The sequence below is a fragment of the Nitrospira sp. KM1 genome, assembly GCF_011405515.1.
Classification (GTDB): domain Bacteria; phylum Nitrospirota; class Nitrospiria; order Nitrospirales; family Nitrospiraceae; genus Nitrospira_C.
In genome coordinates, this window is sequence record NZ_AP022671.1 from 3,315,377 (window position 1) to 3,341,317 (window position 25,941).

Annotated in this window: 25 protein-coding genes and 1 pseudogene; 9 read left to right on the forward strand and 17 right to left on the reverse strand. The window is 58.2% G+C overall.

Annotation, left to right across the window (positions count from 1 at the left end; genetic code table 11):
• Positions 1 to 7: 7 nt before the first annotated feature.
• Together W02_RS15590 and W02_RS15595 are read right to left on the reverse strand one after the other, a co-directional pair.
• Positions 8 to 1,174 carry a zinc-dependent alcohol dehydrogenase gene (locus W02_RS15590; protein WP_173049317.1) on the reverse strand — a complete coding sequence of 389 codons (1,167 nt, stop codon included), beginning with the start codon at positions 1,172 to 1,174 and terminating at the stop codon, positions 8 to 10.
• A 74-nt stretch (positions 1,175 to 1,248) separates the two neighbouring features.
• On the reverse strand, positions 1,249 to 2,265 hold the full coding sequence (locus tag W02_RS15595; protein WP_173049319.1) for an SRPBCC family protein: 1,017 nt from the start codon (positions 2,263 to 2,265) through the stop codon (positions 1,249 to 1,251).
• Positions 2,266 to 3,044: 779 nt separating this feature from the next.
• Between W02_RS15595 and W02_RS15600 the strand changes: the two genes are divergently transcribed.
• Positions 3,045 to 3,452, forward strand: coding sequence for a response regulator (locus W02_RS15600; RefSeq protein ID WP_173049321.1), 408 nt, complete (start codon positions 3,045 to 3,047; stop codon positions 3,450 to 3,452).
• Between the two features lie 4 nt (positions 3,453 to 3,456).
• On the opposite strand, the gene W02_RS15605 is transcribed toward W02_RS15600, so the two are convergent.
• From W02_RS15605 to W02_RS15625, 5 genes are all read right to left on the reverse strand, one after another.
• The gene (locus W02_RS15605) at positions 3,457 to 3,960 is read right to left on the reverse strand and encodes a DUF6328 family protein (protein ID WP_255458520.1); all 504 of its coding nucleotides are present in this window, start codon (positions 3,958 to 3,960) and stop codon (positions 3,457 to 3,459) included.
• 18 nt (positions 3,961 to 3,978) lie between these two features.
• Complete coding sequence (locus tag W02_RS15610) at positions 3,979 to 4,452, reverse strand: low affinity iron permease family protein (protein ID WP_173049326.1); 474 nt, start codon at positions 4,450 to 4,452, stop codon at positions 3,979 to 3,981.
• A 12-nt stretch (positions 4,453 to 4,464) separates the two neighbouring features.
• Complete coding sequence (locus tag W02_RS15615) at positions 4,465 to 4,911, reverse strand: response regulator (RefSeq protein WP_173049328.1); 447 nt, start codon at positions 4,909 to 4,911, stop codon at positions 4,465 to 4,467.
• Between the two features lie 91 nt (positions 4,912 to 5,002).
• Entirely contained in the window at positions 5,003 to 5,962 is a 960-nt protein-coding gene (locus W02_RS15620) for a YihY/virulence factor BrkB family protein (RefSeq protein ID WP_173049330.1), read from the reverse strand.
• Between the two features lie 95 nt (positions 5,963 to 6,057).
• A complete protein-coding gene (locus tag W02_RS15625; protein WP_173049332.1) occupies positions 6,058 to 7,188 on the reverse strand; it encodes a Gfo/Idh/MocA family protein in 1,131 nt (376 codons plus the stop codon).
• Between the two features lie 330 nt (positions 7,189 to 7,518).
• Between W02_RS15625 and W02_RS15630 the strand changes: the two genes are divergently transcribed.
• Both W02_RS15630 and W02_RS15635 read left to right on the forward strand, forming a co-directional pair.
• Positions 7,519 to 7,845 (forward strand): hypothetical protein, encoded by a 327-nt coding sequence (locus W02_RS15630; RefSeq protein WP_173049334.1) that lies wholly within the window; start codon positions 7,519 to 7,521, stop codon positions 7,843 to 7,845.
• A gap of 61 nt (positions 7,846 to 7,906) precedes the next feature.
• Positions 7,907 to 8,218, forward strand: coding sequence for a DUF2892 domain-containing protein (locus tag W02_RS15635; RefSeq protein ID WP_173049336.1), 312 nt, complete (start codon positions 7,907 to 7,909; stop codon positions 8,216 to 8,218).
• 45 nt (positions 8,219 to 8,263) lie between these two features.
• On the opposite strand, the gene W02_RS15640 is transcribed toward W02_RS15635, so the two are convergent.
• Complete coding sequence (locus W02_RS15640; protein ID WP_173049338.1) at positions 8,264 to 8,764, reverse strand: PilZ domain-containing protein; 501 nt, start codon at positions 8,762 to 8,764, stop codon at positions 8,264 to 8,266.
• 187 nt (positions 8,765 to 8,951) lie between these two features.
• A complete protein-coding gene (gene ligD, locus W02_RS15645; protein WP_197742035.1) occupies positions 8,952 to 11,558 on the reverse strand; it encodes a DNA ligase D in 2,607 nt (868 codons plus the stop codon).
• 284 nt (positions 11,559 to 11,842) lie between these two features.
• Between ligD and W02_RS15650 the strand changes: the two genes are divergently transcribed.
• A complete protein-coding gene (locus W02_RS15650; protein WP_173049340.1) occupies positions 11,843 to 12,661 on the forward strand; it encodes a Ku protein in 819 nt (272 codons plus the stop codon).
• On the forward strand, positions 12,661 to 13,470 hold the full coding sequence (locus W02_RS15655) for a tetratricopeptide repeat protein (protein ID WP_173049343.1): 810 nt from the start codon (positions 12,661 to 12,663) through the stop codon (positions 13,468 to 13,470). Before W02_RS15650 ends, W02_RS15655 begins: the two co-directional genes overlap by 1 nt.
• 21 nt (positions 13,471 to 13,491) lie before the next feature.
• Here the strand turns inward: W02_RS15655 and W02_RS15660 are convergent, their stop codons facing one another.
• Positions 13,492 to 13,959: a CBS domain-containing protein gene (locus W02_RS15660; protein ID WP_173049352.1), complete on the reverse strand. Its 468-nt coding sequence runs from the start codon at positions 13,957 to 13,959 to the stop codon at positions 13,492 to 13,494.
• 188 nt (positions 13,960 to 14,147) lie between these two features.
• Here W02_RS15660 and W02_RS15665 point away from each other — a divergent pair, with 188 nt between their 5' ends.
• The 4 genes from W02_RS15665 to W02_RS15680 all read left to right on the forward strand — a co-directional run bounded on the left by W02_RS15665 (position 14,148) and on the right by W02_RS15680 (position 17,235).
• Positions 14,148 to 14,456: a hypothetical protein gene (locus tag W02_RS15665; RefSeq protein ID WP_173049354.1), complete on the forward strand. Its 309-nt coding sequence runs from the start codon at positions 14,148 to 14,150 to the stop codon at positions 14,454 to 14,456.
• Between the two features lie 76 nt (positions 14,457 to 14,532).
• Positions 14,533 to 14,736 carry a hypothetical protein gene (locus W02_RS15670; RefSeq protein WP_173049356.1) on the forward strand — a complete coding sequence of 68 codons (204 nt, stop codon included), beginning with the start codon at positions 14,533 to 14,535 and terminating at the stop codon, positions 14,734 to 14,736.
• 109 nt (positions 14,737 to 14,845) lie between these two features.
• Positions 14,846 to 15,310, forward strand: a complete 465-nt coding sequence (locus tag W02_RS15675) for a response regulator transcription factor (RefSeq protein WP_173049358.1) — start codon at positions 14,846 to 14,848, stop codon at positions 15,308 to 15,310.
• 194 nt (positions 15,311 to 15,504) lie between these two features.
• Positions 15,505 to 17,235 carry a PHP domain-containing protein gene (locus W02_RS15680; RefSeq protein ID WP_173049361.1) on the forward strand — a complete coding sequence of 577 codons (1,731 nt, stop codon included), beginning with the start codon at positions 15,505 to 15,507 and terminating at the stop codon, positions 17,233 to 17,235.
• Positions 17,236 to 17,319: 84 nt separating this feature from the next.
• On the opposite strand, the gene W02_RS15685 is transcribed toward W02_RS15680, so the two are convergent.
• The 7 genes and pseudogenes from W02_RS15685 to W02_RS21820 form a co-directional block, all read right to left on the reverse strand.
• Entirely contained in the window at positions 17,320 to 19,383 is a 2,064-nt protein-coding gene (locus tag W02_RS15685) for a response regulator (RefSeq protein ID WP_173049363.1), read from the reverse strand.
• A complete protein-coding gene (locus W02_RS15690) occupies positions 19,380 to 19,982 on the reverse strand; it encodes a chemotaxis protein CheB (protein ID WP_197742036.1) in 603 nt (200 codons plus the stop codon). Before W02_RS15690 ends, W02_RS15685 begins: the two co-directional genes overlap by 4 nt.
• Complete coding sequence (locus tag W02_RS15695; RefSeq protein WP_173049365.1) at positions 19,979 to 20,809, reverse strand: protein-glutamate O-methyltransferase CheR; 831 nt, start codon at positions 20,807 to 20,809, stop codon at positions 19,979 to 19,981. The genes W02_RS15690 and W02_RS15695 overlap by 4 nt, the downstream gene beginning before the upstream one ends.
• A gap of 6 nt (positions 20,810 to 20,815) precedes the next feature.
• Positions 20,816 to 23,920, reverse strand: coding sequence for a response regulator (locus W02_RS15700; RefSeq protein WP_197742037.1), 3,105 nt, complete (start codon positions 23,918 to 23,920; stop codon positions 20,816 to 20,818).
• 340 nt (positions 23,921 to 24,260) lie between these two features.
• Positions 24,261 to 25,379 carry a hemolysin family protein gene (locus W02_RS15705; RefSeq protein WP_173049367.1) on the reverse strand — a complete coding sequence of 373 codons (1,119 nt, stop codon included), beginning with the start codon at positions 25,377 to 25,379 and terminating at the stop codon, positions 24,261 to 24,263.
• Between the two features lie 61 nt (positions 25,380 to 25,440).
• Positions 25,441 to 25,755 (reverse strand): CBS domain-containing protein, encoded by a 315-nt coding sequence (locus W02_RS21815; RefSeq protein ID WP_370467988.1) that lies wholly within the window; start codon positions 25,753 to 25,755, stop codon positions 25,441 to 25,443.
• 3 nt (positions 25,756 to 25,758) lie between these two features.
• A pseudogene (locus tag W02_RS21820) lies at positions 25,759 to 25,887 on the reverse strand (CBS domain-containing protein); the annotation flags it as partial.
• Positions 25,888 to 25,941: the final 54 nt, after the last annotated feature.

A 25,941-nucleotide genomic window follows, 5' to 3' on the forward strand; every position in this document is an offset into this window, starting at 1 on the left:
CACCGGCCTATGGCGTCATCACGATCTTAATGCAGCCATCCTGTTTCTGAGCAAAGGTATCGAATCCTTTGGCGGCTTCATCGAGTTTCAATCGGTGGGTCACGACGAAACTGGGATCGATTTCGCCTTGAACGATTCGATCGAGCAGGGGACCAAAATACCGTTGCGTGTGTGTCTGCCCCGCCTTGATTGTCAAGGCCTTGTTCATCACTGCTCCCATGGGCATTTTATCGATGAATCCGCCATATACACCCGGCACCGAGACTGTTCCTCCGCTGCGGCAGACCATGACGGCCTGTCGCAGCGCCATCGGGCGGTCTGACTCAGACATCAAGGCCTGCTTCATCCGATCGTAGTAATACTCAAGGCCGGGTACATGGGCTTCCGAGCCGACCGCATCTATGCATGAATCCGGCCCTCGTCCGCCGGTCATTTGCATCAGCATGTCGAAGACGTCCGTCTCTTCATAGTTGATTGTATGGGCACGGCCATCGCTCGCCATGCGCAAGCGTTCCGGGATACGGTCGATGGCAATGACACGTTCCGCTCCAAGCAAAAATGCGCTCCGGATGGCGAATTGGCCCACTGGTCCGCAGCCCCAGACGGCGACGGTATCGCCGGGTGTGATCTGACAGTTTTCCGCCGCCATGTAGCCCGTCGGAAAGATGTCCGAGAGAAAAAGGACTTGCTCGTCTGCAAGGCCGTCAGGGATCTTCACCGTTCCGACATCGGCAAACGGCACTCGTGCGTACTCGGCTTGTCCCCCGGCAAAGCCGCCGGTTAAGTGTGAGTATCCGAAAATGCCGGCGGGAGAATGGCCGAACAATTTCTCGGCCATCCAGGCGTTCGGATTGGAATTCTCACAAAGCGAATACAGTTCCTTTTTGCAAAAGAAACACTTGCCGCATGAAATAGGAAACGCGACGACGACACGGTCTCCGACCCGTCGTTGCCGAACTTCGCTTCCCACTTCTACGATTTCACCCATGAACTCGTGCCCCATGATGTCGCCCTTTTCCATGGTCGGAATAAATCCGTTATACAGATGCAGATCGGATCCACAAATCGCCGTGGAGGTAATTCTGACAATCGCGTCACGGTCATTGAGAATCTGGGGATCAGGCACATCAACGACCTGGACGTTTCGTTTCCCATACCAGCAATTGGCTTTCATGGGCCTCTCCGTTAATGACCGGGTTTACTGGGGTTATGTAAATCTGTGTCTGTCGAGCTATGTTGTCAGTCAGGCTAACGTCCATATGCCAGCAGTTGGCCATGACCCGACGGTTGGCCATCCGTGGTGATGATTTCTCCGGCTTCCATCACCTGTTTGAATCGTCGCACATCGTCTTTCACGGTTTGAGCGGGTTCTTCCCCGAACAGGGCGGCGACACCCGCTCCCAGCGTTCCGGCAGGCGGACGGTACTCCATTTCAACCGAAACAAACGTTCCGCGACCGGCCGGCGCTTCATCGAAGCGGACACATCCTGAATGATCGACGTCCGCATTCTTCAACGTGCGCCAGGTAATCTGCCGGTCGGGACTGTCCTCCACGATTTCGGCGTCCCATTCGACTGTCGTGCCGGCAGGCCCGGCGACGGTCCAATGCGAGCGGTTTTCTCCGATCGACTTCACAGATTTGAGGTGCGACATGAAAAGGGGAAGATTTTCGAGATTGCGCCAGAAACGGTACAGATCTGCCGGCGACCGGTCGATAGCCGTGCTCACGCGAACTTGCACGACTCCGTCCTGCGTCGTGGATCCCCTCGACAGTTGCAGGGCGCACAGCACATCGAGAACCGTGGTCCCGACGACGGCCGTCGTCGCTGCCAGGACCTTGGCCCGGTCCGCACGGGGAGCAACGAGTGCCGCACTGAGACATGCCAGATCGACAGCGTCTCCGGTTACTCGAGACCACATGCCGACCTTGGGATCACCCTGGGTCAGAATTCCTATTCCGCTGATAATTTCCCGGAGCCCAAACGATCGGATCAGCATGCGATGATCAGGCCGAATTCCGATCAGCTTTGCAATGCCCCGCGGCCAAAGGAGTTCGGCCGTTCCGAGAGCAATGCCAAAGTATCCAAGTCCGTAGGCCAGTTGCTGTTCCTGACTCGCGCCTCGGCGGCTACCACGCTGTCGAGCCGAGATACACCTCTTATGAGCCGCGCGTGCGCTTTTATTTCCCGAGGCTCTCCCCTCCCTTTGACGAGGGTGTTCACTGTTTCCCTGGCCCGGGCCCTGTTGGACGTCTTCCATTGGCATTGTCTTCTCCTCTCAAGGTGTTGAACGTGTGTCTGCGATGTGCGGTACTTTGTGTGCGTTGGATCCGCACAACGGAACACTTGCATAACCGACGAAACGTATTATGGAGCAATAAACAGACCGAGAGGCCATTCAAGGGATGGAAGGTGCGAGGTTGTAGCGGCGAGCCTGTAAAGCGCCGTTTTACATGTCTTGATTAACAAGAAACGTTGCAACAAATGTCGACGACGTTTTGTCAGGCAGCGCAGGTTGTCTCTGGATAGCAGACAGAGGACAGATTGTCGTTGAGTGAAATCCTCCCACTGCAAAGTAAACAAGCGTCTCTCAGCTTATTGCCTGGGTAATTACGGTAGGTATGCGACGAGTCGACCGGAGCCGACGCTCTGTGCCAGGGCCTTTGATTTGCACGAGGACAATTAGCACGCAATGGTGAAGCGGACGACAAACCGGCTGCCGCCTCACTATCTCGGCGGAGTTCACAGGCGTGCCGTGCCTTATTCGGCACGGCGTGAACCTCAGAGGCTCAGCGTACGGCCCGGGCAAACGCCTGTTCTGACAGGCAGTGGGGTAGGTGGGTGGAAACAGAGAGTACGATTTGCCTCTTCGTTCGCTGCGGCCACGCCCGTGGAAGGGCGCGTCTTGGCGCGTAGGTTGGGGGGTGAGAACAGCAGCCTTTTTGAACATCCTGTGAGTTCTTGCGATCCGATCAGCGATCATTTCCGGCTCTGTGTTTCCCGGGGTCCAAAACAGTTTTTCAACGGCCTGCTAAGCGTGATCGGATGAATGTCTTATTGATCGATGGCAATGACTATGATCGCGAATATTTCAGGCATCGCCTGCTGCAATCGTCGTCTGAGTATGTGGTCACCGAAGCCAAAAGCGGTCATTACGGCCTGAAAGCCTTTGAAGAGGGACGGTTCGACTGCGTGGTCTTGGAATTGGAACTCCCGGATCGTTCAGGTTTTGAGGTGCTCGTCAAGCTGATTCCTGTCGCGAGACAACCTGCCGTCGCCGTCGTCGTTCTCACTCACATGGCATTTCATGCATTGAATGAGCTTGCCATGAACAATGGGGCGCAGTATTGCCTCGTCAAGGCGAGAACATCCGGAGATGAGTTGGATCGTGCGATCCGAAAGGCGGTGGCGGCGGTTGGTCCTCGAAACAAGCGGAAAGTGAGACGCGAATAATCCATCAGTTGGAGCGGCCCGACCAGGCCATCCAGCGCTGAAAGACAGAACTCCTCGGCAACACGATCCAGAATAATGTGAATACCGCGAACAGCATGGCGGTAAGCATGAAGCTGATCGATGCGCTCTGCACCAACAACTTTCCGACGAGATAGAAATCCAGCAAGATTCCTCCCATCAACGGAAACATGGACCACGTCAACAACCGGGTGGAAATGAGCAAGAAGTCCTTTGATACAGCAGACGGAGTGGCTTGGCGGTGATAGGCGGCCGGAGCCATGACAAAGACGACCGAGAGGGTCACAAGGGAAATAGCAATGTAATGGACCAGTTGCTCATCCGAATTGAGCGCAGTCCAGAACGTCGCATTAAAGACGGCCACGAGTTGGAATCCGAAGAGCGCTTGAATGCCGGGCAACACCATTCGGCACTCTTCGAGCATATGACTGATGCTGCGGGAAAGACTCTCGGGGGTCTCGGTACGGTGCGTTGGATGGCGGGCTTGCATCGGTGCACAGTGGCCGGCCTATGAACGGGGGACGTCCGGGGTCCCGGTATCTTCAGATCCGGTCGGCATGGTCGTATCGGCTCTCTTCGAGATGGTTTTGTAGAGTCTCGTAAATGTGTCCAGATCCTTCTGCGTCAATTCTTCGACTCCGATCAGCGCATTGTGGGCTCCTTGCTTCGAGCGAATCAATTCGTCGAGTTTCAACTGGATGGCGCAACTGTCACGATTCTGGGAATTCTGAATAATGAATACCATCAAGAACGTCACGATGGTCGTGCCGGTATTGATGACCAGCTGCCACGTGTCGCTGAACCCGAACAGCGGACCGCTCAGCGCCCATACGGCGATCGTGACGCAGGCAAGAGCGAAGGCGGCCGGATGGCCGACGGCTGATGCCGTTCGCTTTGCGATGGTTGAAAAGGACAAGGCGTGGTCAGAATCCGACGGCTGTGCCGGGCGTTCGAAGTCGGTATGGTTCGCCCCGCCGTCCATCTTGGGCCCTGCTCAGCTTGCAATGTGCAGCGAGGACCGCGAAACGGGCGGGATCTTATGAGAGTGGACAGGGGCGAGAGCCTGACGGATGGCCCGATGGAGATCTTCCGGCCGGGTATCGGATTTCACCAGACAAGCCCGGGCGCCATTTTTAAGGGCAAGATCCCGCAAAGCTTTGCCGGTGAGTTGAGTCAGCACGATCACGGGTATCGCCGGCTGCTGGGGAGATGGGATGAGATGCATCAACACTTCGAATCCCGACCGGTCCGGGAGCTCGAGTTCTTGGACGACGCAATCGAACGTTTCATTCTTGTACCGTCGCAATCCCGTGTAGCCGCCGGTGGCCTGATGGAGCGCGTAATCCGATGCGCAGGCTTGCAGACCGGAAATGTAACGCTGCCGATCTGATTCTTCGCCGTCGATAAAGAGCACTTTGATGGCCCGATTTTTGTGTTGCATACAAGAAGTCTCCCACGCGGGCCACCGTTGTTCAATGACTAAATCGGTCAACGCGATTTGGCGCTCGACTGTCCCAAGGTCTCCGAGTTACCTACGAAGACTTCGCTCGCGAAGATGATAATGAAGAGCGGCGTGGAAAATATCGCGTCGCATACCCGCGCCCACTCCCGGGCTTGGCGATCTGATAGCGTCCGCTTTTGCATGCGTATACTTTAGTCAATTCGACTCCGTACAAAAGAATCTGCGCGGAGTAATACACCCAGACGAGTACGATCACCAGTGAGCCGGCAGCGCCGTATGCCGAGCCGACCTCGGTCTTCCCAATGTACATTCCAATGGCGAATTTGCCGATGCTGAATAAACCTGCGCTGATCATGGCGCCGAGCCACACGTCGCGCCAGGCCAATGTGGTATCGGGCAAAATTTTGAAGATCAAGGCGAAGAGGAACGTAATAACGGAAAATGACAGGAGGAGATTGAACGTCTCAAGGAGAAATTCTGGAAATGGCAGGAGGTGACCGAACCATTTTCCCAGTGCCGCCACTGCCACGCTGAGTATGAGCGACACGAGGAGGAGAAAACCGCTGCCGATCACGGTGAGAAACGAAAAGAAGCGGTCACGGATCAGCCCCCATAGCCCTCCTCCCTCTTTGGGAGGAATCCGCCAGATCGTATTCAACGAGTCCTGCAGCTCGCCGAATAATCCCGAGGCCCCAACGAGCAGCGCGCCTACCGAAAGGATCGTGGACAGAATTCCCGACGAGGGCTGATCAGCCCGGCGCAACATGTCTTTGATCGCCGCCGTACTTTGAGCTCCGATAAGCTGGCTCACGTGATCAAGGATCATTCCCTCCGATGCCTCGCGGCCGAACACCATGCCGGTGATGGCGATGGCAATCAGCAAGAGCGGCACCATGGCAAAGGTCGTGTAGTAGGCGAGCGCGGCTCCCATACGTGGAGCCCGGTCCAGACTCCATTCTCCTGCCGCGTCGATCATCAATTCTCGTAGGTGCCTATAATTGAGCGGTATGCCGTACCAGTTGTCGGACATATGCGTTGCCCCATTTTGGAAACACTGAATCAGTAAGGAGCAAGTACGCTGCCAGAGGTGCCGGCAAGGCATGTGTTGCGGATCGGCTCCTGCGGCTACAATGACGGTGATTGCGTTTTGACCAGCTTCGGCTTCGGCACCGGGGGGCGGTGAATGATCTGACGTGAGGTGGGCCACTGACGTTTGGAGGGCAGCTTCAGGGTGACAGGCCGTTTCGTGGCTGCGGAGCGGTAGAGGGCCTCGATGATCTGCACGTCGATCAAACCCTCCAGTCCGGAGGGTTCGGGTTCCGCATTCCGGTGGATGCAGTCCGAGAAGTACAGGAGTTCGGATGCGAATTGATCGCCGGCCGGGAATCGTTTCGTCTGCGGCTCTTCTCCGAGTGTGAGGCGATGTGTGAGACGGCCGACGTATTCGTACGCAGGGTCGAGCTGCAGGCGACCTTTCGTCCCGACGATTTCATACGAGGAAACGTCCGCTGCGCCAAAGCTGCACATAAAGCTTGCAAGCTTGCCGTCCGGAAACCGCAGAACGGCCCCAGACATTTCATCGACTTCCCGAAAGCGCCGGTCGGTTCCTTTTACCGAGAAGGCCGACACTTCAACCGGATTTTCCTGGAAGACGTTGCGGGCCGCATTGATGCAGTAGATACCGATGTCATACAGAGAGCCGCCTCCCATTTTTCGTCGGACACGGATATCGCCTGGCCGCACCTGCAATGAGAAGACCGAATTGAACATGCGGATCTTTCCCAGCCTGCCGGACTGAGCCATCTCGATGGCCCGCACAGTCGCTTCTTCGAAGTGGAGCCGATATGCGATCATGAGTTTCGTCCGACTCTTCCTGGCGGCCGTCATCATGCTGTGGCATTCCCGCTCGGTCACAGCCATCGGTTTTTCGCAGAGGACGTGGATGCCGGCTTCGGCCGCCCGCACGGCAAAGTTACAATGCATATTATTCGGCAGCGCGATATACACCGCGTCGATATGTTCGTCGTGTAGACAGCGATCGTATTCCCGATAGGAATAGGTATAGGGGACCTTGTAGCGCGCGCCGAGCGTGGAAAGCTTTTTGGGATCGTTCGATATGAGCGCCGTGAGTTGCGAATTTGCCGAGGCATGGGCGAAAGCCGGGAGAACGGCCGCCTGAGAAATATGGCCTAAGCCGACCACTGCATAGCGGATCTTCCGATCGCTTCGCTCGCGGGACACCCGATTGACTGACATCACGCCGCTCCTTGACCTTTTATAGCCCAAGCCTGTCGCAGGCCTGCTGTGACTTTTTTACGTTAGCCTGCAGGTGTCCCGTGCACAATATGTTTTTTGGATAAACGGTGCCGGTTCGCGGGTGAGGCGTCAACGAGAAGCGACAGAATGTCCGGGCTAGACAGTCTGTCCGGTTGAATGAACGAGGAAAAGTCTTCCATCCAGGTCTAGGATTTTGAACAACCCTGATCATTCCTCGTTTATTGTGGTTGAACGGTCTCTGGCCTTGCGATTGCAGAAGTCCCGCTTTGCACAATCGCATTTCACCGCCATTATCCTTTGGAGGTCATCATGAAGAGCTGGCGTCGGATATTTTTGGGAGCTGTGTCGGGGGCCATTGTGGTTGCATTGCCGGCCGGTCCACTGTTCATCGGTATGGATCAGGCCTTTGCCGAACAACAGAAACAGTCGCAAGGTCAGTCCAGCAAGGGTAGCGGTTCGGCGACTGGTGGACAGGGGCAATCACAAGGGCAAGATAAGGGGAAAAGCGCCACAGGCGAGCCTTCTGCAGGCGGGCCGCAGGGAGAAGAAAAGGCCGGCGGCAGCGGGCCGAGCGGACCCCAGTCGTTGTCTCCAGGGGGCGCTCCTCAATTTGAAGGCGCAAAAAAGAATAAATAGCGCAAGGCACTGATTTCCGTATCGACCATGATGGTCGCACTGGTTAAGTAATGGAGAGCGTATGGCCTACCTGAGTGAGGACATTGCGATGTTGAAAGGGTATCGTCCCAACAGGAGGCAGCTCACCCGCCTACGGGACGAGGTGGCCGCTGGAAGCGGCCAGAACGTGGGGGACACAGAGCGGATCGCGTCTGCGATGCTCGCCAGCGGAATGTTCATGGCGAGCATCGCTCGGCTAACGAGACCGACCGGAAAAATTGCCGTATTGATTGGAGCAGCATTGGCGTATCGGGCGTTGACCGGAGATTGCCCACTGTATCGAACGCTGGGCCTTACCTCAAAGAAGGGCGGCGTGGAATCATACCTGACGTAGCATTGATTCGGTTGGCGTTCTGTGCGGCGGCCGGGCGTTATCCGGTCATCCCTCGTCGGCCAATTTGGCGATCACCCGGCGCAAACGTTCCCATTCGGTCTCCTTTAACTTCACAAAGCCCAGTCCATACTCCTTGTTTTTTACCCACTGTACCGTCGCCTCATCGATCATCAAGGGCCAGTCGAGATCCGGGACATGAATCCGAAGTTCAATCGATGCATCCCGAACCATCGCGACCGGTGTTTCCACGCGGCAACCGCCGATGGACAGATCCAGCACGGTGCCCTGCCCTTCCTGCGAGGCGCGTCCTCCCAGGACGGTTCTGAATTGGACGCGGAAACGGGGCGCCATTCGACGTTCTGCCGACCGCTGCTCCGGCGGGTGCGTCGACGCGAGGTGCAGTGCTGTTCCGCATACGGTGCAGAGGTAGGCTTCCGTAAACGTTCCGGCAAAACCCGTTTCTCGGCTCAATGAGAGGTGTGGACAGTCCGGATTGCCCTTTTCTCTCCATGCATCGCGCAGCATCATACCCAAGGCGTCTTTCATGCGCTCTCCATAGTATCGAGTTGATTAGTAATGAGTTGATCGGCCGCAATGTCCCATGGCGGTGACATGCTCCGACGGAAGGGATAGGCGAATTAATTTGTTGTATCGGAGAGCCGTTCGAAGAGCAATGTTGAAGTCCGATTCGGCGATTGAATGATTCGTATCCCTCTGCGGCGAACGTGCCGCACTAGCCGCGCAGCAGTTTCGCATTGAGTGTGGCGACCTGGCGGATCATTGCCGGTGTGAGGGACTGGCGGGTCGTCGCGAATCCTTCCCAGGGGTCCGACTTCCCGCCGGCCAGCCGGCTGGGAACCGTATTCAAATTGAATGACGTGAAATCCAGTTTTGGCGCCAACTCTTTCCACCGCAGCGGAGCCGATACCGTTGCGCCGGCTCTCGCCCTCGTCGAATAGGCTGCCACGCTGGTGGCCCCATATCCGTTGCGCAGGTAATCGACAAATATCTTCCCGGCTCTTCTGGATTTCGCCATGACGTCGATGTACCGCTTGGGATCGTGCGAGGCCAATGATCCCGCAATCTGCTTCGCAAACTGCTTGAGTTCATCCCAGGAGACGCGGGGTGTGAGGGGGACGACCACGTGCAATCCCTTGCCGCCGGTCGTCTTCACGAAACTTGTTAGCTCGATGGCCTCCAAGAGATCCCTGACCAATTGCGCCGCCTCAATCAGATGATTCAGAGGCACGTCGGGGGCGGGATCCAGGTCGAACACGAGGCGGTCCGGCTTATTCAACGAGTCTTCTGTACACCCCCAGGGATGGATTTCCAGCACGCCCAATTGCACCAGGCCGGTCAAGCCATCGAGATCATCGATCACCAGGGTCGTCATGGATCCGTGCTTTTCTTTGACACGAACGCCTCTGATCGAAGGCGGAAGACCTTCCATGACATGTTTCTGATAGAAACATTGTTTGTCATATCCGTGAGGACATCGCACGATCGTTAATGGCCGGCGCACGATATGCGGCAGGATCCACGATGCCATGGTCTGATAATACTGCGCCAGCATGAGTTTCGTGATTCCTTGCTCCGGATAGAGGATGCGTTCTGAATTGGTCAATTTGAAGGGGGAGGGTAAAGCGGCCGCCGGTTCCTTCCTCCTCGAACGGCCTTTTGGGGGAGATGCTGCGGCTGCCTCGGACATCGGCTTGGGCGCTTCACGGATGACCTCGTGCGGGGACTTGTCCGCCCGAAGGCCGAGAAAGGCCGGATGCCGCAAGACATTATCAGAGGTCCACTCCGTAAAACGGATTTCGGCCACCAATTCGGGGTTTACCCAATGCACGCCGCGGCGGGAGATATCCTTTGGAAAATCCTTGAACGGCATGGTCGAGGTTTCACGCGCGCGAAGTTGCTTCATCACATTGCCCAATAATTCCTGAGAAAATCCCGTCCCCACGCGACCGGTATACCGAAGGTGCCGGCCGCCTTCATACACGCCGATCAGCAGGGCTCCGAAGCCCGTGCGCGCGCCGCCGGGGTCCGTGTACCCGCCGATCACGAATTCCTGCTGCTGGGTGCATTTGATTTTCAACCATTGCGGAGAGCGGCGTTGGCTGTAATGGCTGGATACGTCCTTCGAGATCATCCCTTCGGCTTTGAGGCTGCACGCGTGATTGTGAAAGTCCTCGCCGTGTCCCAGCACATGATCCGAGTACCGGATCACGGAGTGCGTGTCGACGTGAGGGGACAACAGTTGATTCAGTATCTCTTTGCGCTCGAGCAGAGGCACCTGAGTCAGGTCATATCCTTCACCGTACGGCACATCGAAAATATAATAATGGAGAGGAACGGCAGACTTGTTCTGCAGCATGCCTTGCAGAGCTTGAAAGTCGGTCGTGCCGTCGGCCCGGATCACGACGACTTCTCCATCGAGCATGCCTTCCTGGACCGGCAGGCCGGCCAACGCTTCGACGAGGGTGGGGAATTTGGCCGTCCAGTCCAGGCCGTTGCGGGTCATGAGCGTGGCGCGGCCGTTTCGAATGAACGCCAGCAGCCGGTAGCCGTCCAGTTTGATTTCATGCAGCCAGCCGTCGCCGGCCGGCGGCCGATCGACCAGAGTCGCCAGCTGAGGACGGAACGCCTTCGGCAGTGCGGTCTTACGGGCGCCGGGGGCGGATGCAAACAGTTGCCGAGACGCGGCGCTTCCGATACGTTTCAGTGGCGAAGGGGCTCGGAGTTCTTTCTTTCGGTGTGACGACCAGACCGCGTTGCGTTGAGAGGCGATTTCCTCCATCGTCCGTCCGGACACGACGCTTTCGCTTCCCTCGTCATCCGAGTCCTCGGATCGGCTGGAGTACCCGTCGGTTTCCTTGATCAACAGCCATGGATCGCCGTGTTCAGTCTTCCGTGCTTTCATCCGAGCGAGCATCCACCCGCCTTTGAGTCGCTCTCCGTCGAGCACGAACTTGAGTTTTCCGGCTCTGTACGATGCCGAAGGATCTCCCACCGGTTGCCAGGTGCCCTTGTCCCATAGCATGACGGTGCCCCCGCCGTACTCACCCTTCGGGATGATGCCTTCGAATGATCCATATTCGACCGGGTGATCTTCGACATGCATGGCAAGGCGTTTGACGGCGGGGTCAAGGCTCGGTCCTTTGGGAACCGCCCAGCTTTTCAATACGCCGTCCAATTCAAGGCGGAAATCGTAATGCAATCGGCTGGCGGCATGCTTTTGTATGACGTACAGATGCCCTTGTGCCGATGCGGCCTTCCTGCCCTTCGGCTCTGGCGTCCGCCTGAAACGTCGTTTTTGGTGATAACGCTTGAGGCTCACGATCCGTGGTTCCGTGACGATCCCGCTTTCTTATCAGCGAGTATAGCTCGGTCGGGGCGGTTAGTCCTCCGCTGAATGCGGCGGGAGGATGGCTCATCGGGCCGTTGACCGGTCGATCGGTTTGCCGGGATCCCTTGCCTAGGACTCCTTCGAAGCTGTTATACTTGAACCCCGGGTCAGTCTCTTGACCCATGTGACAGGGAGTTTTATCCAGTCTGTTGCGTTGTTTGATTGCACTGCACGCCATGGCGATGACGCAAATGGCGAACCGAGAGGATTGAACCATGCCGCGCATGCTTCGTGAAGGCAGCATCTCGTTCGGACTGGTCAACGTTCCTGTGCGGCTATACACCGCCGCGCGTTCGGAAAGCATTTCGTTCAATCTCATCCATGCGAAGTGCGGCTCGCGCATCAAACAGCAAATCTATTGTCCGAAATGCGAACTCGTGATCGAGCGCTCGGATCTCGTGAAAGGGTACGAGGCCGAGAAGGATCAGTATGTGCTGTTTACGGAAGCCGAGCTGGACGAACTGGAGGCGGACGCATCGGACAGCATGCAGATCATGGAATTCATTCCGCTTTCGTCCGTCGATCCGCTGTACTACGAAAAGACCTATTTCCTCGGCCCCGGCAAGGGGGGGGAGAAAACCTATCAGCTCCTGGCTCAAGCCATGGACAAGACCCAGCAGGGTGCGATCGCGCAGTACGTCATGTATGGAAAAGAGAATCTCGTGTTGATCCGCGCGATGCAAGGCGGGCTCGTGTTGCACGTGATGTACTATGCAGACGAGGTGCGAGACTTCAAGGAAATCGATAAAGGGAAACAAACAGAAACGCGCGCCGATGAAATGAATCTCGCGATCCGCCTCATCGACGGTCTCAAGAAAAACCGGTTTCGCCCCGACGAGTATCAGGACGCCTACCGCGAACGCGTCATGGAGTTGATCGAGAAAAAGCAGAGCGGACAGACCCGGAAAGCACGCGGAGGATCCAAGCCGACGCCCGTCATCGACCTCATGTCCGCCTTGAAGGCCAGTTTGGAACGCAATGCTCCCGCCAAGCGGCCGGTCAAAACCGCAGCGCGCGGTAAAAAAGTCGGGTGATGCCCTCGGTCTATTCAGCGGCGGACATCAGCCGTATTTTGAGTCTGCCGCTCTCGGGCGTCCGGCGTTGTGTCCGGGCCGCGCTTCTGCCTGCGCCCCGCAGTACCTCGGGCTATAGCTTTCAGGACCTCATCCTCATCCGTACCTGCCGCAGTCTGATCGGCGCCAGGATCCCGGTGACCCGCATCAGACGCCTGCTGCAGTCTCTCAAGAATCAAATTCCACAGGAGCGGCACCTCTCCACGATCCGTATTTATGCCGATGGCCGGAGGATCGTCGTCTGGGACGGAACAGCCCATTGGCAGCCGGACTCAGGACAATTTCTTTTTGCCTTCGACGCGGCTGAGTTTCCTGGCCCCGCCGGAGAACCGAAAGCCCTGCAACGGACGCCGAAGCGCACCGCCGCCCAGTGGTATCTCCTCGGCAAACAGTTGGACGAGACGTCGGGAGAAGAGGCGAGGAAGGCCTATGAGGAAGCGCTACGTATCGATCCGGCCTATCGGCCGGCGCTGATCCAACTGGGGTCGATCTATTGTGCCGAAGGTCGCTGGCGCGAGGCCGAGCAATCTTTCCGCGAGGCCAGCCGGAGCGACCCCCGTGATGCGCACGCGCTCTACAGTCTCGGTCACGTTCTGGAGCAGCTCAAGAAACCGCGCGGGGCCGTGAAAGCCTATCGCCAAGCCATCATATGCAGCCCCCGGTTCTACGAAGCGCACTATCGTCTCGGATTGCTGTACGAGTCGCTTGGAAAGAAAACCGACGCCATCCGGCACTTCAACATCGCCCGCCGCCTGAGAAAACAAACATAGGTCGTGTGTCGCGCGTTGTGCTCAATGGGATGTCTGAACGGCAGGCCCGGTCTGTTCCGACGAAGGCTCCGAGACCGTCGTCAGCGCTTCGTGCGTTCTTGTGGCGGAGACATTCGAACGGTGAAAGACGTCCGCGGTGGAGACGACGCCTTCCAGTTCCCCCGCTCCATTCAGGACGAGAATGCGCCGCACTTGGTGGTCGCGCATGAGTTGCACGGCTTTATCGATGTCATCCGACGGATCGGCGGCGATGATGTTGGTACTCATGCATTGCCCCAACTTCACGGTCTTCGGGTGCACATCCGCTGCAATGACCGCCATACAGAGGTCCCGATCGGTGACGACGCCCAGCACTCTTCTATTTGAAGCAGAGGCTACGACCGGGACGATTCCGGCGTTCATTTGTCTCATGAGGCGCGCCGCCTGGGCGGATGAATCCTCCGGCACGCAATAACTCGGATCCGTGGTCATGATATCCCTAATCAGCATGGCGTCTCCTCAGGGGGCATACTCGAGTTGTGTCATGTCAGGCTGTCCCTTCAGCTGTATCGTCCGCCATTGGCATGGACAAGACAAGATGAGTCACGGTGATACCGATGTCATCGTTGATACTACAGTCGGGCAGGAGTTGCTTCTGGACATGCCATCTGGCAGAACACTTCCCTGAAATGATGATCGTGAAACGTTTGAGGCAGGCTTTCTCCCTCCCCTTGGGTCGCATGCCGCGCGTCACATTCTGCTGCGCCATCCATCTGCTTTGCGTCGGTGTCATGCTGACCATGCTGGGCACGACCATCTCATTCTGGAATCTCGACGAGCCGGACGACTTATTCGGCAAGTCGGTACTCGAAGGATTCGCCGTCGTTCCGGATTCCCGCGTGCTGATCGCGTTCGTCGATGCGGAGCCTGCCGTGGCTCCTCCGGTGCCGCCGTACCGCTACCTTCAGCCATCCCGGGTCTTCCATCCTCCCGTGTCATCTCTCTGACGGTGTCTGCCGGCGCACGCGTCTGCGACACAGACCGATAATCCTGTACTCGATGTATCCGTCATGAGGAGAACCGATGACCAAACAATTCCCGGAATTGGCTGATTTTCAGAAGTGCACCCGCGCGCTGGCGAAATTGCTCGATGGCGATCCGCATCTCCAGGTCGATGATCAGCTCTCGATTGAAAACCATTTGCAGATCATGCAGCTGGCCTACGGCGCCTGGTTGAGCCGGTACATCTCGCGATCCAGGAAAGGCGTCGACCAGGAGGCAAAATGAATTCCGCCGGTTCGCGAAAATCAGAAACCTGTCTGATCACGGCAAATCGTTGCCGGGCGTCATGTTTCAGCCTCTTGCGCAAGCAGGTCTATGAGCGGATGATAATCGCATGATCTCGGACGGCTTATCGGTTCTGTTCATCGACGGACATGATCGTGATCGTCGAGCCTTCACCGATCTTCTCAGGCTCTGTTCTCCAGTCTACCGAATCTCGGAAGCGACGGACGGGCAGAGTGGACTCGATTTCTTCTATACCCGTCCGATCGACTGCGTGGTTTTGGAGTTGGACTTGCCGGATGGATCCGGGTTCGAGGTGCTCAAGACCCTGTTGCCGGACGCATCCAATCAAGATGTCGCCGTCGTTGTGTTGACTCATCTGATGAGTGAGCCGCTTTTCGAATCCGCGTTGAAACTGGGCGCCCAAGAGGCGCTGCTCAAGCGGCGCACTTCCGCCAACATCCTCGACAGGGCCGTGGCGAAGGCCATTGCCAACACGTTGTCTGCTCCGCACGCATGGACCGGACATATCTGCGGTCCAGCTCAATCCCATCGGTCACGCGTCTCGACGACATAGTCGCTCCCGCGGTCATCCGCCGCCAGTCCAATCGTGGCAAACGAATGCCATCGTTTCAACGACATGGCGGTACCGCCGGCCCGCTCCCGTAACCTCCCTTGCCATGCTCTGCTCCCCATAGCGGTCAGGGCGTTTGGTACCATGGCAGGTAGAATCTCTTTCATGCCGGCAATGAACACATCGGGAGGATCGGTATGACCAAGCAGGACATCGCTCGCGTTCTCCGGGAGATCGCGTTCTTTCTCCGGTTCAACGGCGACAACCCGTTCAAGGCGCGGGCGTATGAAAGGGCCGCCTCTTCGCTGCTCCTCAGTACGGAAGAGTTGAGTTGTCTGGTGAAGGGAGAAGGGCTGATGCGGCTTGTGGATGTCGGTCCCGGGACCGCATCGGTCATACGGGACTTGGCCACGACCGGATGGTCACAGCTGCATCGGACCGTGCAAGGAGCCTATCCCTCGTCGCTGGCAGAGCTCGGCGAGGTTCCGGGGCTCAGGTTCAAACAGATTCGGAAGCTCTATGAGCGCGCGGGGATCAGCACCCTTGCCGGGCTGCAGGAGGCCTGTCGGGCGAATCGTCTGCTGTCTGTAAAGGGCATCGGACCGAAAATCCAGCAGAGGATGATGTCGGCCCTCGGGGAGTACCAGCGCGGCCGCGGGTACCGGTTGCTGGCCGATGTTTTGGAGGAAGCCGCGAGTCTGGAACGCGCTCTCAGCGCCGGTCGGGGGGTCCGGTCAGTGACGGCGGCAGGAGGACTGCGTCGTAAAATGGAGGTGATCGATGAATTCGTTTTCGTCGTCGAATGCCGACAGGGAGATGGGATTGCAAGAGTTGCCCGGCAATTCAACGCCGTTCCCTATCTGACCGCTGTGACTGCGAGTGCCGACCGATTGACCGCACACACCGTGAGCGGCATGCCCGTACAGGTCGTTTTTCCCCTGCCCGATCATCTCGGCGTTCGCCTTCTTCAATCGACCGGTGCACAGGAGCATGTGGACGAGCTATTGGATAGGTTTGCTGCCGTGGGCTTGCCGTCTTGGCGCGATGTGGAGAACCGATTCAGCGGAGCCGGGGAGGAAGAACTCTACAGAGCGTTAGACCTTCCATGTATCCCCCCCGAGGTGCGAGAAGGACGAGAGGATTTGGATGCGCTCAAAGGCCGAAAAACTTGCAGCCTCGTCGAAGCGGCCGACCTGCAGGGGTGTTTTCATTTTCACACAGACTACTCAGATGGGGAGGACACGGTCGATGCCATGGTGGCCGCAGCCCGCGCGCGAGGCTATCGCTATGTCGGCATTTCGGACCACAGCCGGTCGGCGTTTTACGCCAATGGATTGAAGGAGCCTCGGATCCGCCGCCAGTGGGAGGAGATAGAAGCCGTTCAAGGCAAGCATCGCGATATCCATATTTTCAGAGGCATCGAAGCGGATATTCTGCCTGATGGGTCAATGGATTACGCCGACGAACTGCTGGCAGAGTTTGATTTCGTGATCGCATCCGTTCACAGCCGCTTCAATCTCCCGGAGGCCGACCAGACCGCTCGAATTTGTCGTGCGCTGGCGAATCCGTATGTGACGATGCTCGGCCATCCGACGGGCCGCCTTCTCCTCTCGAGACCCGGTTATCGCGTGGACATGGGACGGATTTTCGCTGCAGCAGCCGCGCACCGAAAAATTATTGAAATCAACGGAAGCCGGCACCGCCTGGACATGGATTGGCGATGGGGCCGTGCCGGGAAGGCGCAGGGCGTGAGATTCTGTATCAATCCGGATGCGCATGCGATCGATGAGTTCAGAAATGTCGACTACGGCGTGAACGTGGCGAGAAAAGCCGGGCTGCTCAAAGCGGATGTCGTGAACACGTTGCCGCTTGCGGGTCTGCAAGGGCTCTTGAAGGATATGCGGCCGTCGGAATCGTCCGTGCAGTAGAAACGGCACCGACGCTTCGGCGTTCCGAACCGCTCGCTGTCAGGAGGATTTCTATCTCATCCTGGGCGGGGATCACGCCCTTGCTCATCCCTGGGCGGGAATCACACCCTTGACCGCCTGATACAATTGATCGACTGCCGCCTCTTTGGTCAGGAGGGTCGCTGCACCTGCCCTGGTCATGGCGCGAATGTTTTCTTCTTCGGCGTTGACGGACAGACCGATCACCCGGACGCAGGGGTGACGGGACGTAATGCGCGCCGTCGCCTCAATCCCATTGAGCTTCGGCATGTTAATATCCATCACGACGACGGACGGCTGCAGAACATCCACCGCGGAGACCGCTTCTTCTCCATTGCCGGCCTCCCCGACCACCTCGACGTCCGGGTAATTTTCGAGAATGGTCCGGAGTCCATGGCGCATCATGGCGTGATCGTCAACGAGCAGGACTCGGATGGAATCCGTTGCGCCGGCCACTTCTTCCAGATTCTCGGCCACAGCCTCGACAGGCTCAGTGCGAGGAGATGAAACTTCGGCTGCGTCTTGCCCGGCCACCGGCAGCATGAGGGTGGCGGTCGTGCCTTGCCCCGGAGCCGACTCCAGTCTGAATTCGCCCCCGAGTGCTTTCATGCGCTCCCGGATGCTGAACAGGCCGAATTTCGACGAAGGGCCGGTATGGGGCTCACCGGATGATTCTGCCGTCGTGTCGAACCCCTTCCCGCGGTCCTGAACCGTCAGGCATAACTCGCCGTTCCGTTCTGCCAGCGTCACATCAGCTTCCGACGTGCCGGCATGCTTCCAGGCATTCATCAGCAATTCCCGCGCCGATTGAAAGAGCAGCACCGCCTGGTCCTCTGGGAGTTGGTGAGAGAGTGAGTCGGGTATGGTGACCGTGACGCGGACGTCGTGCCGCTTCATGTATTCACCCAACCACTTGAGCGCCTGCGGCAGTCCCAGATTGTGCAGAACCGGTGGGCTCAGGTCCGTGACGAGCGTGCGTGTATATCTGAGCGACTCCTCCAGCACCTCTTCCAAACCTTGAATAAGGTCGGCCGGAGGCAGCTCTGGCCCTCGGATGTTCTTGATCTGTGACAGGCGCCATCGCCCTAATGCCAGCATCTGAGCGAGATGGTCATGCAGCTCGTTCGCCAGGCGCTTCCGTTCCCGCTGTTCCGTGATAGTCAGCTCTTTGGCGAGCGCTCTCAATCGCTGTTGGGATCGTCCAAGCTGCTGGGTGCGTGCGCTCACCTCACATTCGAGTTCATGATTCCATTGGCGCAACCGTTCCTCCAGCCGCTTACGATCCGTCACGTCGAAACTCACTCCAATCATGCGGGCTGGCTGTCCTGTCTCCTCATGGAGGACGGCTCCTTTCCGCATCAACCAACGGACCGAACCATCAGGCCGCACGACTCGGAATTCATGATCCAATCCACCACCGCTTTGAATGGCGCGTTGCACGGCGAGCCGAAGTGCCGCGGCGTCATCGGGATGCACCATCTGATACCATCGAGTCATCGAGGGGTTGTCTTCAATAGGAGACAGCCCCAGCAGCTCGAACTCCTTGGCGTCTGACGTGACCGTGTCCGTGGCCAGATTCATATCCCATGAGCCCATTGCTCCGGCGGTCATGGCCAGTCGCACGCGCTCGTCGCTTTCACGCCGCGAAGCCTCCGCGCGATTACGAGCCTCCAGCAGCTGGGATTTCTCCTCCAGGAGCCGATGCAATTCATCCCGCTGGCAGATGATTTCCTGCCGGTGCCGATACAAGTCCACGAAGACCTGGGTTTTGCTGCGAAGGATCTCCGCCTCGATCGGCTTGTAGAGAAAATCCACCGCTCCCGTTTCGTAGCCTCGAAACCGCCGCTCGACATCTTGTGCGCTGGCGGTGATGAAGATGATGGGGACGCGCCGGGTGCGTTCGACACCCCGCATGAGCTCCGCCAGTTCGAAGCCGTCCATGTCGGGCATCTGCAGGTCGATCAGCGCCAGCGCCACGTCGTGAACGAGCAACGATTCCAAGGCGTCGCGGCCCGAGCGGGCCTGCAGAATTGTCAGGTCGTCCTGGCGGAGCACCGCGCATAATGCGATCAGGTTGGCCTCGATGTCGTCGACAATGAGGATCGTCGGGGAAGGAAGCGATTCGGTCATCGTCGTCCCATTCCTTGCGTCAGCAGCTCAGTCATCGAGCCCAGACCGAGCGCCCTGGCTCTGGCGGAAGCCGCCAGCGCCGCATCCGGCATAGACCTGGCCTCAGCCGTATCCGGTGCCTGAACCCACATCGCGCCGCCCGCCTCGGATACCGCCGTGATCCCTTTTGACCCGTCTTGGTTGGCGCCCGAGAGCACGATGGCCAAGAGATTCGAGCCATAGGCGTCTGCCGCGGATGTGAAGAGGAGATCGATCGACGGGCGGGAAAAATTGACCGCCTCTTCATTCGAAAGGGACAGGACGCGAGTGCGTTCCACCAGCAAGTGATAATCCGGGGCGGCAAAATAGACGGTGGAGGGCGCAATCGGCTCCTTGTCCTCCGCCTCTTTGACCGTGATCCGACACCGTTCGCGGAACAGTGCCACCAGACTGCCGGTATCTCGCGGCGAGATGTGCACCGCAATCAGGATTGGAAGAGGATAGCCGCCGGGTAGCGGAGGCAGCAAGTGTGTGAGTGCGGAGACCGCGCCGGCGGACGCTCCGATGACGATCAGTTCGACGGATTGCATGCATCCGTCCATCTGCTCCCGTCCGCTCATTCGTTCCCTCGTTTCTGAAACCACTTGGCCGATCCGGCGATCTCGGCGAAGTCTTCATAATGCGCATTGAAGCGCAGGTTCTCTCTGGAACCCAATCCGAGAAAGCCCCGGCGGACGAGCGCGTCCTTCAGGAGACCGACAGCTCGGTCTTGGAGCGACCGATCGAAGTAGATCAAGACATTGCGGCAGGAGATCACGTGCACTTCCGCAAAGACGGCATCGGAGACCAGGCTGTGATCGGAAAAGACAGTGCGACGTCGCAACGTCTTGTCGAACACGGCTGCCTGGTACCCGGCGGTATAGTAGTCGCTGAGAGAACCGGTTCCCCCCGATGCGCGATGGTTGTCCGAAAATCTGGCGATGCGATCGAGGTGATAGATGCCCGCTTCCGCCTTGCTGAGCGAGTCGCTATTGATGTCAGTGGCGTAAAAAAGCGTACGGGCTTCGAGACCTTCTTCACGGAACAGGATGGCCATCGAATACAGCTCTTCGCCCGTACTGCATCCGGCGATCCAGACCTTGAGGGAGGGATACGTCTTGAGGTGCGGAACCACATGTTGGCGCATCGCCAGAAAGTATTCGGGATCCCGGAATAGATCACTGACCTGGACCGTGAGATATCCGAGCAGCTGAGGCAGCAGCGACGGCTCCTGCATCACCCTGTCTTGTAAGAGAGACAGACTCCGGCACCCAAACCGCTCCTGGGCCTGAAGGACCCGGCGCTTGATCGACGCGCGGGCGTAACCGCGAAAATCGTAGTCGTATGTCCGGTAAATGGCTTCGAGCAGCAGATCCAGCTCGATGTCCTGGGCCGTCGCGTCACGCATACATGTTTACCGCGGCATCCAGACCCGAATCAGGGAAAAGAGCCTGTCTACGTCCAACGGTTTTGCCATATAGTCGTTGGCCCCCGCCTGGAGCGTATGCTCTTGATCACTCCTCAGCGCTTTGGCCGTCAGGGCGATGATCGGAAGTTTTTTCCATTCTTCCCGCCTGCGGATTTCGCGTATGGCTGTCAGGCCGTCCATTTCGGGCATCATAATGTCCATCAATACCAGATCGATCTTGGTCTGTTGGTGCTGCGCCGATTGCTCCAGCGCTTCCAAGGCTTCGCGGCCGTTTCGGGCAACGTGAATCGCCAGGCCGCTGGGTTCCAGCACGCTTCGCAGCGCAAAAATATTACGGATATCATCCTCCACGATCAAGATCCGGCGCCCCGACAGCGTGGCATCCCGCCGGCGCGCCTGTTCCAGCAGAATCTGTTGCTCCGATGGAAGGTCTGCGACGACCCGATGCAGAAACAACGTCACTTCGTCGAGCAAGCGTTCCGGCGACTTGGCTCCCTTGATGATGATCGATCGGGAGTAGACCCGGAGACGTTCCTCCTCATCCGCCTTCAGTTCCCGCCCGGTATAGACAATCACGGGAGGGAAGGCGTACCGCTCTTCACGACTGAGCGTATCGAGGAGCGAAAACCCCGTGGCGTCCGGAAGATTCAGATCCAAGACCATGCAATCGAATGTGGCGCGCGAGAGCTGCTCCAGACAGGCGGCGGCGGTATTCACGTCGATGATTTCCACGGCAGGGGAGCTCAACAGGAGCCGAAGGCTCTCCCGTTGGGCCGCATTGTCCTCCACGATCAGAATGCGGCGGACATGTTTCGCGAGCTGCATCGACAAGCGTTCGAACGCTTCGATGAGTTGCTCGCGTTTCACTGGTTTGAGCGCGTAGCCCACCGCGCCGAGGGACAGCGCCGTTTGCGAATAGTCGTGAGCGGATACGACATGGACCGGGATGTGACGGGTGCGGGTATCCAACTTCAGTTGATTGAGCACCGAGAGTCCGCTGTGGTCGGGAAGCCCCACATCCAGGACGATCGCGCTCGGCACGTACCGGGCCGCCAGGTCCATGGCCTCGGCGGACATTCTGGCCAGAAGCGTATCGAAGTTGAGTTCGTGCGCCAGGTCGGACAAGATACCGGCGAAGGCCGGATCGTCCTCCACGATGAGAATGACGCGGCGGTCTCCGCTGAGACGCTCGCGATCGTCGGCCACCGGTTCTGACGCCTGTTTGGCGGAGGCAGGCGGATTCTTCGGCGCGCGCGTCTGCACAGTCGGTTTCGTCTGCGACACCGGTTCCGGAGCGGAGTGTTCGTTGGCAGGGACATAGTGTCGCGGCAAGAGAACCGTGAACGTACTCCCGACCCCGAGCGCGCTCGAGAGGCGGATTTCGCCGCCGAGAAGCCGTGTCAACTGCCGGCAAATGGAGAGACCGAGGCCTGTCCCGCCGTATGCGCGGTTGGTCGTCCCGTCCGCCTGACGGAACGGTTCAAAAATCATGTGGTGCTGGTGCTCGGCGATCCCGATGCCGGTGTCGCGGACCGCGAATGCGATCCGGCCGTCCGGTCTCAGCGTGACGTGCAACGCCACGTCGCCGTGCTCGGTGAACTTCAATGCATTCGACATCAGATTTCTCAGCACTTGTTCGAGCCGCTGGGGGTCGGTGCTGATGCTGGAGGGCACATCGGGAGCGATCTGAAAATCGAGACTCAGCCCCTTCTGGCCGGCGATGGGAACGAATATGCCGCGAAGGCTGTCCAGCAGGCGGGAGACGTCAACGGTTTGCGGGCGCACGTCCATGTGTCCCGCTTCGACCTTGGCGAGGTCGAGTACGTCGTTGATCAGCATGAGCAGGTCCTTGCCGGCCGATTCGATCGTGCGGGCGTGGGTGACTTGCGCCGCCGTCAAATTGCCTTCACGGTTGTCAGCGAGCTGCTTGGCCAGAATGAGGGACGCATTGAGCGGCGTACGCAACTCATGCGACATGTTCGCCAGGAATTCCGATTTGTACCGGCTGGCCTGCCGGAGCTCCACAGCTTGGGATTCCAATGTCCGCTTGGCCCCGGCCAGATCTTCCTTTTGCATTTCGAGCAGGCTCGACTGCTGTTCAAGTTGTGCGTTCGTCTCCTCCAGTTCGGTTTGTTGCAGTTCAAGTCGCGTATTGGATTCTTTCAGCGCTCGGCTTCCTTCCTCCAGTTCTTCGTTGTTGACGCGTAACTCCTCGCTTTGCATCTGGAGTTCCTCGGCCTGGCGCTGCGTTTCTTCCAGCAGCACATGCAACCGCTGCCGGTACTGAGCGGATCGCGCCGCAATGGCAATGGACTCGGATACCCTGGCCAGCAGCGTGGAAGCCTCGTCATCGGGCTGCTGGAAGAACCCGAATTCCAGGACAGTGTTGACGATTCCGTTGACGGCAAGAGGGGCGATGAGCAAATGACGTGGCGTACTGCGTCCGAGGCCGGAGCCGGCCGTCAAATATCCCTCGGGCACGCCATGGACCGAGATGATTCGTTTGTCCTGCATCGCCTGGCCGAGCAACCCGTCGCCGGCTTGAATCGACTCGGCAATGACGGCGTCAGCCGGCACGCCGTAGGTCGCCACGCGAGGGAGCTTCGCGTCGTGTTGCACGAACATCGCGCCCGCCTGCGCGTCGAGATACTCGGCCAGGATCTTGAGCACGTGGCGCCCCAGCATCTCGACCGGCAGTTCCCCCGCCATGCCTTCGCTCAGTTTCGTCTGGCCGGCCTGCAGCCATTGTTCCCGGCGAACTTCGAGTTTCACCCGAATGAACTGGTGCCCCATTCCGCCCAGCACGATGACCGTTATGAGGCCGAAGCTACGGTTCATGATACTGAACCGAGGGTCGATTCCCGGGTGACTGAGGAAAAAGCCTATTGCCACCAGTATGAGGATCATTCCGGCGACCATCACGGGCACAAGCGGACGCCAGACGTAAAAGGACAGCACCGCGGGTACAAAGTAAAAGACCCAGATGGTCACACCGAGTGGCGTAAACAGATCGGCGATGGCGATCGCGATCAGAGAAAAGACGATTCCTACGTAGACGAGAGGGGTCGGCGTCCGTTCGAAACGACTCACGCAGCACCCTTTCCAGCGAGGATACGTGGGCAAGGGTGATGGAAGAAGATCCAACCGGTGGGAGCCGGAAGTTTCAATGCAGCGGTGTAGAATGGAACAAGGTGTACGGAGGACATTCTCAATCCACGATATTTCTCAGCACCGCATTTGCTTAGATGGGGGATTGTCATCGGGCAAACCCCCCGATAGCACAATAAGCCAAGAGTCCACGGTTGCCTGGATCAAGAGCGATCGGCGATCATGGATTATGGCTGGGGAAAGAGGCTATGACAAGCCGTATCATTCGGATGGAGCAAAAAATGCAGACCATGGCACGACGGCGTCGGAGCTCGATGCCGAATTAGGATCCGGTTCGGTTCATCCCCACCGTGCGCGGGGATGTGCTGAGCACTTTGCGGAGCATCCCGTCGTCGTCTTCGTCATAGATCTCGCCGACGATCTCTTCAAGAATGTCCTCCATCGTGACGATACCCAGCAGCGACCGCTCGGCATAGACGATCGCCATATGCATCCGCCGTTCCTGCAGCAGCCGTAAGGCCGGCAGGAGAGGCATCGAACTTTGAAACCTGATTGCCGTGCGGATGAGGGAAGTCCAATTGTCGCGTCCTGCACCACGGAGGGCGATGAATTCCTTGGTATTGAGGATTCCCACCACTTCATTGTCTTTCACCACGGGAATGCGGGTGTGTCCGGAGGACAGGACCAGATGCTCGATGTCGCCGATCTCCTGCCGGCATTCGACGTGCACGACGTGTTTCCATGGCAGATGGATCTGTCGCAGCGTCTTCCGTTCAAGACTGACGACGTTCATGACATACTCCCGGTGCTGGGCGGACAGCACATCCAACATGATCGTTGTCTCTTCCCCGTTAGGCGACGAACCGGGGAGGTCCGCCTGGGAAGGTGCGGGCGTCGGCTGCTTCCGGATGCGGAACCAGGCAAGTAAGGTCAGCACCTGCTTCGTCGACCACTCGAACACCGTCACGATCGGACCAAACAATTTGTCGAACAGCGACAACCACGGAGCGGCACGTAGTGCAAACTTTTCCGCATGTCGAAGCGCAAGAGATTTGGGCACCAGTTCACCGATGACGACTGTCAAATACGTAAGCGGCAGGACCACGACGCCGATGGCGATCGTGTCTGCCGTCGAATCCGCAACCCCAAACAGGCGCTCGAACGAGGGGCTGAGCAGCTCTTCGGCGCCGGCGCCGCCGACGGCGCCGGCAAGCGCTCCCACCAGGGTAATTCCGATCTGGACCACGGACAGCGTGCGCTCGGGATTCTCACGCAGGTGCAGCAGCAATTGGGCCCGTTTATGGCCCTGCCGCACGAGCTCGCGCAGATATGGCTTGTTTACCGCGACGAATGCGATCTCGGCCCCCGCAAGCAGCGCATTCACGAACAAACATCCCATGATGATCAGCAGGTCGACCATGGCGGGTGGATTATAAACCACATGGGGTTCGCTTCGTAGGACGGATTTCCAGTAAGAGACCGTGAATGAATAATTCACGGCATCAGGGATGAGCCGAATGATGAGACATGGCGGCCCGCGGCCCGCTGGATTGAGAGGTTGGAATGGATGCCATCACGAGGATGTCGGCAATGTGCTCCTTCGGCAAGTCTCCGCGTTGAAAAAGATCCCCGATTGCAATGACCCCCTGAGGAGACCCCTCTCCGTCGATGATGACGAGCCGGCGGATCTGGTTGTCTTTCATGAGCGCGGCCACGTGCTCGAGGTGGTCATCCGGTTTGGCGGTGATCAGTTCCGTCGTCATGCAATCCCGGACGGTGACGGAATCAGGACTGACGCCCGCGGCGACGACAGCCATGCAAAGATCGCGATCCGTCACGATCCCAACGAGCATCGTGTTGAATAACGACTCGATAACAGGCACCATATCAGCGTCGCTTTCCTGCATGATGCGGGCGGCATCCATGCAGGAATCGGCGGGGGTGCAACAGGTTGGTCTCGGGTCATCACCTCACGAACGAGCATTTATCCTTTCTTTCTTCAG

What these genes read in the sequence shown, in the direction of transcription:
- W02_RS15630 (WP_173049334.1), top strand. Translation starts at nt 7,519, where the DNA reads ATGAAGAGCTGGCGTCGGATATTTTTGGGAGCTGTGTCGGGGGCCATT.
- W02_RS15685 (WP_173049363.1), bottom strand. Translation starts at nt 19,383, where the DNA reads ATGACCGAATCGCTTCCTTCCCCGACGATCCTCATTGTCGACGACATC.
- W02_RS15670 (WP_173049356.1), top strand. Translation starts at nt 14,533, where the DNA reads ATGACCAAACAATTCCCGGAATTGGCTGATTTTCAGAAGTGCACCCGC.
- W02_RS15675 (WP_173049358.1), top strand. Translation starts at nt 14,846, where the DNA reads ATGATCTCGGACGGCTTATCGGTTCTGTTCATCGACGGACATGATCGT.
- W02_RS15695 (WP_173049365.1), bottom strand. Translation starts at nt 20,809, where the DNA reads ATGCGTGACGCGACGGCCCAGGACATCGAGCTGGATCTGCTGCTCGAA.
- W02_RS15615 (WP_173049328.1), bottom strand. Translation starts at nt 4,911, where the DNA reads ATGCAACACAAAAATCGGGCCATCAAAGTGCTCTTTATCGACGGCGAA.
- W02_RS15590 (WP_173049317.1), bottom strand. Translation starts at nt 1,174, where the DNA reads ATGAAAGCCAATTGCTGGTATGGGAAACGAAACGTCCAGGTCGTTGAT.
- W02_RS15650 (WP_173049340.1), top strand. Translation starts at nt 11,843, where the DNA reads ATGCCGCGCATGCTTCGTGAAGGCAGCATCTCGTTCGGACTGGTCAAC.
- W02_RS21815 (WP_370467988.1), bottom strand. Translation starts at nt 25,755, where the DNA reads ATGGCTGTCGTCGCCGCGGGCGTCAGTCCTGATTCCGTCACCGTCCGG.
- W02_RS15620 (WP_173049330.1), bottom strand. Translation starts at nt 5,962, where the DNA reads ATGTCCGACAACTGGTACGGCATACCGCTCAATTATAGGCACCTACGA.
- W02_RS15625 (WP_173049332.1), bottom strand. Translation starts at nt 7,188, where the DNA reads ATGTCAGTCAATCGGGTGTCCCGCGAGCGAAGCGATCGGAAGATCCGC.
- W02_RS15600 (WP_173049321.1), top strand. Translation starts at nt 3,045, where the DNA reads ATGAATGTCTTATTGATCGATGGCAATGACTATGATCGCGAATATTTC.
- W02_RS15660 (WP_173049352.1), bottom strand. Translation starts at nt 13,959, where the DNA reads ATGCTGATTAGGGATATCATGACCACGGATCCGAGTTATTGCGTGCCG.
- W02_RS15605 (WP_255458520.1), bottom strand. Translation starts at nt 3,960, where the DNA reads ATGCAAGCCCGCCATCCAACGCACCGTACCGAGACCCCCGAGAGTCTT.
- W02_RS15610 (WP_173049326.1), bottom strand. Translation starts at nt 4,452, where the DNA reads ATGGACGGCGGGGCGAACCATACCGACTTCGAACGCCCGGCACAGCCG.
- W02_RS15640 (WP_173049338.1), bottom strand. Translation starts at nt 8,764, where the DNA reads ATGAAAGACGCCTTGGGTATGATGCTGCGCGATGCATGGAGAGAAAAG.
- W02_RS15655 (WP_173049343.1), top strand. Translation starts at nt 12,661, where the DNA reads ATGCCCTCGGTCTATTCAGCGGCGGACATCAGCCGTATTTTGAGTCTG.
- W02_RS15595 (WP_173049319.1), bottom strand. Translation starts at nt 2,265, where the DNA reads ATGCCAATGGAAGACGTCCAACAGGGCCCGGGCCAGGGAAACAGTGAA.
- W02_RS15690 (WP_197742036.1), bottom strand. Translation starts at nt 19,982, where the DNA reads ATGAGCGGACGGGAGCAGATGGACGGATGCATGCAATCCGTCGAACTG.
- W02_RS15635 (WP_173049336.1), top strand. Translation starts at nt 7,907, where the DNA reads ATGGCCTACCTGAGTGAGGACATTGCGATGTTGAAAGGGTATCGTCCC.
- W02_RS15680 (WP_173049361.1), top strand. Translation starts at nt 15,505, where the DNA reads ATGACCAAGCAGGACATCGCTCGCGTTCTCCGGGAGATCGCGTTCTTT.